The sequence below is a fragment of the Pseudomonas oryzihabitans NBRC 102199 genome (assembly GCF_000730625.1).
Lineage (GTDB): Bacteria > Pseudomonadota > Gammaproteobacteria > Pseudomonadales > Pseudomonadaceae > Chryseomonas > Chryseomonas oryzihabitans.
The window spans coordinates 91,021-101,992 of record NZ_BBIT01000016.1 but is presented as its reverse complement, the minus strand read 5'-3'; the positions used below and the strand labels follow the sequence as shown (position 1 = coordinate 101,992).

Annotated in this window: 10 protein-coding genes; 4 read left to right on the top strand and 6 right to left on the bottom strand. The window is 69.0% G+C overall.

What is annotated here, in order from left to right:
- Positions 1 to 268 precede the first annotated feature (268 nt).
- Both POR01S_RS17980 and cobM read left to right on the top strand, forming a co-directional pair.
- A complete protein-coding gene (locus POR01S_RS17980) occupies positions 269 to 991 on the top strand; it encodes a cobalt-precorrin-6A reductase (protein ID WP_042137392.1) in 723 nt (240 codons plus the stop codon).
- Positions 988 to 1,719 carry a precorrin-4 C(11)-methyltransferase gene (cobM, locus tag POR01S_RS17975; protein WP_042137390.1) on the top strand — a complete coding sequence of 244 codons (732 nt, stop codon included), beginning with the start codon at positions 988 to 990 and terminating at the stop codon, positions 1,717 to 1,719. The genes POR01S_RS17980 and cobM overlap by 4 nt, the downstream gene beginning before the upstream one ends.
- Before the next feature lie 138 nt (positions 1,720 to 1,857).
- Here cobM and deoC read toward each other — a convergent pair whose 3' ends face one another.
- Entirely contained in the window at positions 1,858 to 2,535 is a 678-nt protein-coding gene (gene deoC, locus POR01S_RS17970) for a deoxyribose-phosphate aldolase (RefSeq protein WP_042137388.1), read from the bottom strand.
- A 94-nt stretch (positions 2,536 to 2,629) separates the two neighbouring features.
- Here deoC and deoR point away from each other — a divergent pair, with 94 nt between their 5' ends.
- Positions 2,630 to 3,394: a DNA-binding transcriptional repressor DeoR gene (deoR, locus tag POR01S_RS17965; RefSeq protein ID WP_027601060.1), complete on the top strand. Its 765-nt coding sequence runs from the start codon at positions 2,630 to 2,632 to the stop codon at positions 3,392 to 3,394.
- Here deoR and POR01S_RS17960 read toward each other — a convergent pair.
- The 4 genes from POR01S_RS17960 to POR01S_RS17945 form a co-directional block, all read right to left on the bottom strand.
- On the bottom strand, positions 3,387 to 4,472 hold the full coding sequence (locus POR01S_RS17960; RefSeq protein WP_042137386.1) for an aldose 1-epimerase family protein: 1,086 nt from the start codon (positions 4,470 to 4,472) through the stop codon (positions 3,387 to 3,389). The genes deoR and POR01S_RS17960 overlap by 8 nt on opposite strands.
- A gap of 13 nt (positions 4,473 to 4,485) precedes the next feature.
- Entirely contained in the window at positions 4,486 to 5,817 is a 1,332-nt protein-coding gene (fucP, locus tag POR01S_RS17955) for an L-fucose:H+ symporter permease (RefSeq protein ID WP_027598812.1), read from the bottom strand.
- Positions 5,818 to 5,864: 47 nt separating this feature from the next.
- Positions 5,865 to 6,791, bottom strand: coding sequence for a ribokinase (rbsK, locus tag POR01S_RS17950; protein WP_027601062.1), 927 nt, complete (start codon positions 6,789 to 6,791; stop codon positions 5,865 to 5,867).
- Between the two features lie 243 nt (positions 6,792 to 7,034).
- A complete protein-coding gene (locus POR01S_RS17945; RefSeq protein WP_027598814.1) occupies positions 7,035 to 8,360 on the bottom strand; it encodes a DUF3100 domain-containing protein in 1,326 nt (441 codons plus the stop codon).
- Positions 8,361 to 8,689: 329 nt separating this feature from the next.
- Between POR01S_RS17945 and POR01S_RS17940 the strand changes: the two genes are divergently transcribed.
- Positions 8,690 to 9,592, top strand: a complete 903-nt coding sequence (locus POR01S_RS17940) for a LysR family transcriptional regulator (RefSeq protein WP_042137384.1) — start codon at positions 8,690 to 8,692, stop codon at positions 9,590 to 9,592.
- 222 nt (positions 9,593 to 9,814) lie between these two features.
- Here the strand turns inward: POR01S_RS17940 and POR01S_RS17935 are convergent, their stop codons facing one another.
- The gene (locus POR01S_RS17935) at positions 9,815 to 10,969 is read right to left on the bottom strand and encodes a M20 aminoacylase family protein (RefSeq protein WP_042137382.1); all 1,155 of its coding nucleotides are present in this window, start codon (positions 10,967 to 10,969) and stop codon (positions 9,815 to 9,817) included.
- Positions 10,970 to 10,972 lie beyond the last annotated feature (3 nt).

Sequence of the window (10,972 nt, the reverse complement as noted above, 5' to 3'; positions counted from 1 at the left end):
TTTTGCCCCCTCACCCCAGCCCTTTCCCCGTGGGGGCGAGGGGGTGGTTGGGTGGTGGCTCGGAAGTCTGGCGTCCGGGCTGACGCCCGCGACTCTTGCTGAGCACGCTGCAATGACCAGCGGGAAAGCCGCCTGCGAGACCAATACCCCTACTCCGCCGCTCGCCCCCCGGCACCGCCTTTCCTCCCCTCTCCCTCGGGGAGAGGGGCCGGGGGTGAGGGCGCGCCATGCATGACGAAACCTCCGCCGCTCCGGGGGAAGACCGCCCATGAAGATCCTTCTGCTCGGCGGCACCACCGAAGCCCTGGCCATCGCCCGCACGCTGCCGGCCGAGGCCCTCTACAGCCTCGCCGGTCTCGGTCGGGTGCCCCAGGACCTGCCCTGCCAGGTGCGGGTCGGCGGCTATGGCGGCGCCGCGGGGCTGGCCGCCTTTCTCCACAGTGAAGGCATCGAGTTGCTGCTGGACGCCACCCATCCCTACGCCGCCCGGATCAGCCACAACGCCGGCCTGGCCGCGGCCCAGGCCGGTATCCCCTGCTGGGCCCTGCGCCGCCCCGGCTGGCAGGCTGGTCCCGACGACGACTGGCGCGAGGTGGCCGACTGGAGCGAACTCCAGACCACCCTGGCGCCCTTCACCCGCCCCTTCTTCACCCTGGGTCGCGAATCCCTGGAGCACCTCGCGGAAATCCCGCCCCACCAGTTCTGGACCCTGCGCCTGCTCGACGCCCATCCCGGCCACGCACGGGCGCGGATCATCGCCGACCGTGGTCCCTTCGCCCTGGAGGCCGAGCGCGTGCTGTTCGCCCAGGGTGACTTCGATGTGCTGATCAGCAAGAACAGTGGTAGCGCCGCCACCCAGCCCAAGTTGCAGGTGGCCCGCGAGCGGGGTCTGCCGGTGCTGATCCTGCGCCGCCCCGCGTTGCCCAGCGTCGATCGTGAATTCGCCAGCGTCGCCGACCTGCTCGCCGCCCTGGCCGAGGAAACCCCATGACCGTTCATTTCATCGGCGCCGGCCCCGGCGATCCCGACCTCATCACCGTCAAGGGCCAGCGGCTGATCCGCCAGTGCCCGGTGATCCTCTATGCCGGCTCCCTGGTGCCGCCCGCGGTGCTGGAAGGTCACCAGGCCGAGACGGTGATCGACACCGCCCGCCTGGACCTGGACGCCATCGTCGGCCATCTGGCCGCCGCCCATGCCCGCGGCCAGGACGTGGCCCGGGTGCATTCCGGCGATCCTTCGCTGTACGGCGCCATCGGCGAGCAGATCCGCCGCCTGCAGGCGCTGGGTATTCCCTATGAGATCGTGCCCGGCGTCACCGCCACCGCCGCCTGCGCCGCCCTGCTGGGTTGCGAGCTGACCCTGCCCGGGGTCAGCCAGACGGTGATCCTGACCCGCTACGCCAGCCGCACGGCCATGCCGGAAGGCGAGGCGCTGGCCGACCTGGCGCGGCATCGCGCGACCCTGGCCATCCACCTCGGCGTCGGCCAGCTGGAGCGCATCGTCGCCGACCTCCTGCCGCACTACGGCCCCGGCTGCCCGGTGGCGATCGTCCACCGCGCCAGCTGGCCGGACCAGGACAGCGTCCGGGGCACCCTGGCCGACATCGTCGAACGGGCGCGGGACAAGGATTTCCGCCGCACCGCGCTGATCCTGGTCGGCGAGGTGCTGGCGCCAGGGGATTTCAGCGATTCCAAGCTTTATCGGCAGGGGCCGGGGTAGTCATCAAATGCCTTTATCGCGGCCATGCCGGTGCGCCGTAGCGACCGCTCCTACGGTTACATCGGAGCCTGTAGGAGCGGCCCATGGCCGCGATAAAACACCCCTACCCTAGAGAGAAATGACGGCGATTTCCGGAGCTCAATACCCCGCCCCACCCTCGCCACCGCTGACGATGGCCACGCCCGAGCTGGTCCCCAGGCGGGTCGCGCCGGCGTCCAGCATGGCCTGGGCGGTGGCGCGGTCACGCACGCCGCCGGAGGCTTTCACGCCCATTTCCGGACCCACCTCTTCGCGCATCAGGCGGACATCGTCCAGGGTCGCGCCGCCATGGCCGAAACCGGTCGAGGTCTTGACGAAGGCGACGCCGAGGTCGCGACAGATCCGGCAGGCCTGGCGCTTCTGCTCATCGTCGAGCAGACCGGTCTCCAGGATCACCTTGAGCGGCACCGCGCCACAGGCGGCCTGCACCGCGGCGATATCGGCGGACACCTCCTCCAGCAGGCCATCCTTGAGCCAGCCGAGGTTGAGCACCATGTCGATCTCCCCGGCCCCGGCGGCGATGGCCTGCTCGGCCTCAAAGGCCTTGGCCGCGCTCAGCCCGGCGCCGAGCGGAAAGCCCACCACCGCGCAGACCTTGACCGCACTGCCGGCCAGTTGCGCCGCGGCATGGGGGACCTGGGCGGAATTCACGCACACCGAATAGAAGCCATGGGTGCGCGCCTCCTGGCACAGGCGGTCGATCTGGGCGCGGCGGGCGTCGGCGGCGAGCAGGGTGTGGTCGATGGTCTTGGCGAGTTCGCCGGGTTCAAGCTGCATGGGGCCTCCTCAGGCACGGGTAGCGTATGATCGGATCAGAATTCTTGGTTGGTGCGGCCTGCACCTCTAGTCGGACTCCCCTAGCGCACCCCTCATGGATAGCAAGAAAGCCGCTCGGCTCAAGCTGATGCACCAGGCGCTGCAGGATCAGCACGCCATTCACCTGCGCGAGATGGCCCAGCTGCTGGGTGTCTCGGAAATGACCCTGAGACGCGACCTGCGGCTCCCGCCGGACGGCCTTCGCCTGCTCGGCGGTCATGTCACCCGCGATGTCGGCGGCAGCGAGGCGCCCGGCTACCAGGTGGTGGAACAGGACCTGCGCCAGGTCGAGGAAAAGCGTCGCATCGGTCGGCTGGCCGCGGCGCAGATCCGCGCCGGCGACACCGTCTTCCTCGATTGCGGGACCACCACGCCCTTCGTGGTGGACTTCATTCCCGATGACCTGGAATTCACCGCCGTCTGCCATTCGCTCAATGTGCTGCTCAAGCTGCAGCAGAAGGTCAACTGCACCCTGGTGGTCTGCGGCGGCACCTTCCAGCGCAAGAACCAGATCTTCGAGAGTCGCCTGGAGACCGGGGTGCTCGATGGCGTGCGCCTCACCCATGCCTTCGTCTCGGCGGCCGGGGTGAGCGCGGACTTTGGCGTCACCTGCTTCAACTTCAACGAGGTCGAGGTCAAGCAGAAGGTCCTGCGCCAGGCCCAGCAGCGGCTCCTGCTGGTCGACCATACCAAGTTCGACGTGGTGCGCGCCGCGCATTTCGCGGCGCTCGGCGACTTCGACCTGGTGGTCAGTGACGGACGCATTCCGCGCAGCTATCGCGAGCGGATCGAGGCGAACGGCGCGCAACTGCTTACCTGATCCGCGCCGGGTCGGCCAGGCGCGTCAGCAGCGCCTCGCGCTCGGCGGCGGCGAGATAGCCGGTCCTGACGCTGAAGGCGCGACGCTCTCCCGGTTGCAGCTGCTGCACCTGCCCCTTGGTCGTCTCGGCCAGATAGCCCTCCGGTTCGCAGGTCGCCGGCAGCACGAAGGCCGCCACCTGCTGATCGGGGTTGTGCAGCACCCAGCGCGTGGCATGGGGCAAGTCCTGCGGGCGATAGGCCGTGTAGAAGGCGGCGCCGCCCGGATGCTCCAGCAGGAAATGCGCCTCCCCCGCCGCGTCGGTCCCCGGCGCATCGATGAAACTGACGATCTCCGGCTGGTAGCGCGCCGGCGCATCCAGCACCCGCAGTCGCTCGGGGTCTTCCGCCAGTGCGGCGATGAAGGCCTGCCAGTCGGCGGTCGGCCGCACATGGGCCGGCACGCTGGTGCGCACCCGGGTGCGGGCCACCCCGAGCGGCTCATGGAAGCGTCCGCCGGGCACATAGGCGTAGTTCATGTGCGCCATGTACATCAGGTCCATGGGCTGGCCGGCCTGGTTTTCCACCTCCAGGCCCAGTTCGAACACCGCGCTGTCCGCTCTCAGGGTCACGCGGGGCTGGGCGCGATAGCGATCGCCGAAGCCCATGGCGTAGTCGTGGCGGCCGCCCAGGCGCAGGAAATCGCCCTCCGCGTCCTGGCCCAGTTCCAGCCAGGCCTCGTCCAGCGGCGCGCAGGGCAGCTCGCCGTGCAACTCGTGGCTGTCCTCCGGCGCCGGGCAGCCGTTGCGCAGCACCCCGGCGTGGAACATGAAGCAGCCATAGGTCTCGATGATCCGCCGGGTCGGCCGCGGCTGGTCGAACAGCCCCGGCATGGTCAGGCGGCAGCCGTCGAAGCTGGCGTCCCAGATCATCTGCCCCTGGTAGGGCAGCACCACCAGGCGGCCACGACGATTCTCCAGCGCCAGGGCGCGCACCCCGGAGGGATAGGTCCAGGCGCGCACCTGGAAGGCGTCGCTGGCGAGCAGGGTGCGCTCGTCGGCGGTGAATTGCTCAGGCTGCAGGGGCAGGCGTACGGACATGACGGCGCCCTCCTCAGGCGGTCTGGGCGGCGCCCACCGGCAGCCGTTCGCTGGCCGGGTGACGCAGGCAATAGAGGGCGTAGGCGACGATCACCGTAAAGCACAGCAGCGGCACCGAATAGGCCAGCTGCATGTTGCCGCCGGTGTAGTCCGACAGCAGGCCCTGGAAGATCGGGATCACCCCGCCGCCGACGATGCTCATCACCAGCAGCGAGCCGCCGAATTCGGTGTCCCGGCCGATGCCGTCGACGGTCAGGCCATAGATGGTCGGCCAGCAGGGGCCAAGGAAAATGCTCACGCCCACGGCGGCGTACACCGCGGTGATGTTGGGCACCAGGATGGTGTAGGCCAGCAGCGCGATGCACAGCACCCCGTAGACGCCCAGCACCTTGGCCGGATGCCAGCGGCGCATCAGCAGGTTGGCGATCAGCTTGCCGACGAAATAGGCGGCGAAGGTGGTGAGCAGGAACCAGGAGGCGCTGCGCTCGTTCATGCCGCCGAGTTGCATGGCCAGGCGGATGGTAAAGCTCCAGACGCCGACCTGGGCGCCGACGTAGAGGAATTGCGCCAGCACGCCAAAGACGAAGCGCGGATTGCGTCGCAGCCGACCCAGGCTGGCGGCGACGCCGTCGCCCTCGCTGCGTACGCGCTCGTTGCCCTTGCAGGCCGGATAGCGGGTGCAGGCGATCAGCACGAAGATCAGCACCAGCACGCCGATCATCCACTGGTAGGGCGTCAGGGTGGCCTGGATCATCTGCAACTGCTGGGCGGCGGCCTCGGCGGGATTCATCTGCAGCAGCTGCGCCTGGCTGGCGTCACCCTCCTTGAACATCACGAAACTGCCGACATAGACCCCGGTCATGGCGCCGAAGGGGTGGAAGGTCTGGGAGATGTTCAGCCGACGGGTGCCGGTCTCGCGCGGCCCGAGCAGGGTCGAATAGGTGTTGCAGGCGGTCTCCAGAAAGGACAGCCCGGCGGCGATCACGAACAGCGCCAGCAGGAACATGCCGTACTTGGCCATGGAGGCGGCGGGAAAGAACAGCAGGCAGCCGACCATGTAGAGGAACAGGCCGAAGAGGATGGTCGTCTTGTAGCTGAAGCGTCGCACCATCAGCGCGGCCGGCAGGGCCAGGAAGAAATAGCCGAGATAGAAGGCCGACTGGACGAAGGCGGTCTGGAAGTCACTGAGCAGGAAGGCCTTCTTGAAGTGGGCGATGAGCACGTCGTTCATGCTCGCCGCCGCGGCCCAGAGGGCGAAGATGCAGCACAGCAGGATGAAGGCGAACCACGGCGTGCGGTTCAGGTAGTAGCCGTCGGCACTGGGCCGCAGGGGTGACTGGCTCATTGTTGTTCTCCGTAGAGGTGCCAGGGTGGGGGATCGCCGCGCGCGGGTCAGAGATCCAGGGAAGCGAGGTAGTCTTCGAAGACCGCGGCCTCGGGATAGGAGGTCTGGGTGCCGCGCCCGGTGACCGACAGCGCCGAATAGGCCACCGCCCGCTGCATGGCCTCCCGCAGGCCCAGGCCCTGGACGCGGCCGTGGGCGAAGCAGCCGATGAAGGCATCGCCGGCGCCGGTGGTGTCGAGGGCCGCCACCCGCTGGCCGGGCAGGCTGAATTCGCCCTCCTCGCCCACGTACAGCGCGCCCGCGGCGCCCAGGGTGACCACCACGTGCCGGATGCCGCGACCGGCCAATACCCGCGCCGCGGCGAAGGCGCTGTCGCGATCCGCCACCGGCAGGCCGCTGACCAGGGCCAGCTCGGTCTCGTTGGGGACGAAGTAGTCCAGCCGGGCGAGGTGCGCGGCGCTCAGGTCGGCCACCGCCGGCGCCGGATTGAGCAGCACCGGGATGCCCAGGCGCTGACCGCAGTCGATGGCGGCATAGACGGTCTCCAGGGCGATCTCCAGTTGCAGCACGATCAGCGCGCAGTCGCGCAGATCGGCTTCCGCGGCCTGGATGTCGGCCGGACCGAGGGCGGCATTGGCGCCCTTCACGATGAGGATGCTGTTGTGCGAATCGGGCTGCACGAAGATCGGCGCCACGCCGCTGGAGCGCCCGGGCGCGCGGGTCACGTGGCGGGTGTCGATGCCGAAGCGGCGGAAGTTGGCCAGGGTGTTGTCGGCGAAGAGGTCGTCGCCGACCTTGGTCACCATCAGCACCTCGCTGCCCAGCTTGGCCGCGGCGACCGCCTGGTTGGCGCCCTTGCCGCCACAGCCGAGGGCGAAGTCCGGCGCTTCCAGCGTCTCGCCCTGGACGGGCAGTCGCTCGATATAGGTGATGAGATCGACCATGTTGCTGCCGATGACCGCGATTTTGCCCATGCCGAGCGCGCCTCCGTTTTTCTTGATGTTATTAAATTAACGGTTTTTGTTAATTTTCCATCATAGATACTGCAACTCGGGGCGCAGCTCAAGCGCCGGTGATCGTCCACGGACGACAGCGAGCGTCCAACCCTCAAGGCTGGGAGCTGCGACACACGAAATGCGAGAAACGGAGAGATCGGACGGCGGTGCGGTACGGCAGCGGGAAGCGGCGCACCGGGGACCCGGTGCGTGCGGGGCGGATCAGTGGAAGAGTTCGGCGATGAACACGGCGCCGATGAAGGTGCCGAAGCCGGCGGTCAGGGAGACCACCACGATGCGCCAGCCCAGCCGGCGAAAGGCCGGGATGTCCTTGGCGATGGACAGGCCGGCGAAGGCCAGCATGGGCGTGATCACCGCCAACACGCCGACGCTGTTGGCGGCGGCGGTGATCTGCGGTGCCAGCGGGCACCAGGGCGAGGTGAGGAACATGGCCACCAGCGACACCCAGCACACCGCCGGCACCTTGCGGCGGAACAGCTGGCAGAGCAGCTCGCCGACGACGGCCGCACCGATCATCAGCGCCACCGCGATGAGGGCGGCAGCCGGCAGCGTCTTGGTCGCCACGAAGGTACCCAGCAGGGCCAGGCCGGCCGCGGCGAACCAGGCACTCAGGCGTCCCGACCAGCCCAGCTCCACCGGCTCGTCCACCACCGTCTGGTCTACCGCGCTCTGGGCGAAGGAGGCCTTGGTCGTCCGGCCGATGCGCGGCTCCAGCACCCGATAGCCCCAGACCGCCAGCGGCAGGGAGATGAACAGGGTGAAATAGGTACCCAGGGTGGTGGTGATGAGGTTGGCCGCGGCGGCCAGCGCCATGACCTCCTTGGCCACCTCGGGGGTCTGCTGGGCCGCCACCGCACCGGCCGCGGCGGCCATGATGCTGCCCGAGCCGATGCCGGCGCCCATGGCCAGCGAATAGGGGTGGAAGATGTTGAGGCTGGCGATGAAGCCGGCGACGATGGCCATGAACACCGCGCCGATCAGGGTGCCGGTGAGGTACTCGGCGAGCACGCCGCGGCCTTCCGGGGAGTCCATGCCGTAGCGTTCGCCGATGATCGCCAGGCTCGGTTCGCGCCCCACGGAGAAGGTGGCGCCGATGGCCTCGCGCTTGATGCCCAGCAGCAGCGCCACGGGCAGGCCGAGCAGGATGGTGCCGACGAAATGGCCCAGCTCCTGGAAGGCCAGCGCCCAGCCGGCGGCGATCACCGTGGGCAGGGAACCGCCCACCACCAGGCCGAGCTTGGCGATGAAGATCAGCAAGGCGTACTGCAGGATGGCCGCCGAGCGCACCTGGGCGCTACGGCTGACGCTCAGGCCCTGCGGCAGTCGCGTGCTGGCCAGGCCAATGGCGGCGCCCAGCAGCAGCGCCCAGATCATCGGCAACAGCACCACCTTGCCCGGGCCCAGCGGGATGCTGACCGAGCCGATCAGCTCGGCGATCAGCAGCACCAGCGCCGCCCAGAAATAGAGTTTCACGGTATCGCTGACAGCTCGGTCCTGGCCCACGGCCAGCGTCGGATTGGCGCTCATTCTTCCCCCTGCGGCCCGCTCGCGGGCTCGGTTGTTGGTATGGTTGGCAGTCGCGAGCGGCGAAGCCCGCTGGGCAGAAAAGGGCTCCGCGAGGGAGCGCGACCCGGTCGTTCTGGAGGTCTGGTCGAGGTCGCACGGCTGGCGTACCGGAGGCTGGAAGCCCGCCGCGGACAGGGTCTCGCGCGGGGTTCTGCGCCGTTCCGGGGCTCTGCGTCGCGGGCCTCGGCCAGGCCGGGGCGGCCGTGGTCTTGGCCCGAGTATGGACAGCGCCCTGTTCTCTCTCCAATACTGGAAATGGCCTTTTCCGTTGCCTTTACGAGAACACACGGATGCGTGGAATTCACGAACAACGCTTGCACTATTTCGTCGAGGCGGTGCGGCTGGGCAGCGTGCGCGCCGCCGCCGACGCCCTGGATATCGCCCCGTCCGCAGTCAGCCGGCAGATCGCCCAGGTCGAGGCGGAACTGGGCGTCGACCTGATCGAGCGCCACCGCCGCGGCATCACCCCGACCGAGGCCGGGCGCCTGGTACTGGATTACTTCCGCCAGCGTCAGACCCAGCTCGACGGGCTGAGAGACGCCATCGCCGATCTGCAGGGGCTGCGCACCGGTCGCGTGGTGCTGGCCATCGGCGAAGGCTTCATCGGCGACCTGTCGCGCAGCCTGGGCGACTTTTCCGCGCGGCATCCGGAGATCGAGGTCAGGGTCAACGTGGTGGGCACCAACGAGGTGATTCGCCAGGTGATGGAAGACGAGGCGCAACTGGGGCTGGTGTTCAATCCGCCGCGCGATCCGCACCTGCGGGTGCATGGCAGCCGCGGGCAGCCGCTCTATGCCATGGTGGCGCCGGAGCATCCGCTGGCCGCGACCCAGGGCCCCGTGACCCTGACGGAGCTGGGCCAGCATCGCCTGGCGCTGCCGGACATCTCCTACGGTATCCGCCAGATGCTCGACGCTGTGGAGCAGGCCGCCGGCCAGCGCCTGGCGCCGACCCTGACCTGCAACACCTTCGCCCTGCTCAAGCACTATGCCCAGCAGGGCGGCGTCACCCTCCTGCCGCTGTTCGCCGCGACCCAGGAACTGGACAGCGGCGCCTTGCGCGCCCTGCCCCTGGCCGATCCCGGCTTCGCCCGTGCCCACGTCGAGCTGGTCACCCGCCTGGGCCGCAAGCTCAGCCGCGCCGCGGACGAGTTGCGGACCAGCCTGGTGCAACAGATGACCGCCTTTCGCTGAGCGCCTGCCCAAAGCCAGCTGCGCGTCGGCCAAACTGCGTTGAAAAGGCCCTGGGTCGCCAGCCCGGCCGGAATGCTCATTTACCATGAGTAAACTCCGCTTCCTCAGGCCTTTGATTCGCTAGCGCTCACCCTCCGGGCCAGCCTTCGGCTGTTACTCCCGTTGGTCGTTGCGCCTTGCTTGACTCTAGCTCGCAAGCCTTTGAGCAGACGCTAAGGCGTCTCAGGCGGGCAGTTCCTGGCGCACCAGCTCGGCCCACAACCGTACGGCCGGTTCGATGATGGCGTCGTTGAAGTCATAGGCCGGGTTGTGCAGCGGCGCCGAGGGCTGGGCGCCGTCGACCCCCAGCCAGAGATAGGCGCCGGGACGCGCCGCCAGCATAAAGGCGAAGTCCTCGGAGGCCATGGATGGCGGTACGCCGTCGCTGACCCGCTCGGCACCAAAGGCCCTTACCGCCGCCTCACGCACCCGCGCGGCCTGGGCCGGATGGTTCTGGGTCACGGGATAGCCGCGGGTGAATTCCAGTTCGCCGCGCACGCCCTGGGCCAGCGGCGCCTGGGCGACGATCTCGCCGATCAGCCGCTCCACCTCGGCGCGCACCGCGCCGTCCAGGCAACGCACCGTGCCCCGGAGTCGCGCCACCTCGGGGATGACGTTGATCGCCTCCCCCGCTTCCATCATGGTCACGCTGACCACCGCCGACGCCAGTGGCGAGATCCGTCGGGCGACGATGGTCTGCAGCTGCAGGATCAGGTCCGCCGCGGCGACGATGGGATCGCGGCCGCGCTCGGGCATGGCCGCGTGGCAGCCCTTGCCAGTCAGGGTGATGGCGAAGGTGTCCAGCGAAGCCATCATGGCACCCGGATTGACCACCACCTGGCCGGCCGGCAGCCCCGGCCAGTTGTGCAGGCCGTAGATGGCGTCCATCGGAAACCTTTCGAACAGGCCGTCCTCGATCATCTTCTGGGCGCCGCCGAGATTCTCTTCGGCGGGTTGGAAGACGAAGTAGAGGGTGCCGCGGAAATCGCGGTTTTCGCTCAGGTGGCGCGCGGTGGCCAGCAGGATGGCGGTGTGGCCGTCATGGCCGCAGGCATGCATGCGCCCGGCGGCGGTGGAACGATGGGGGACGTCCCCCACCTCCTGCATCGGCAGGGCGTCCATGTCGGCGCGCAGCCCCAGGCTCGGGCCCTCGCCCTGGCGCAACACCCCGACCACGCCGGTGCCGCCGAGGCCACGATGGACCTCCAGGCCGAAGCCCTCCAGCAATTCGGCGACCCGCGCCGCGGTGCGGTGCTCGGCGAAACCCAGTTCGGGATGGGCGTGGAAATCGCGACGCCAGCTGCGGGCGTCGTCCAGCAGCGCTTGGTGAATGGTCATGGG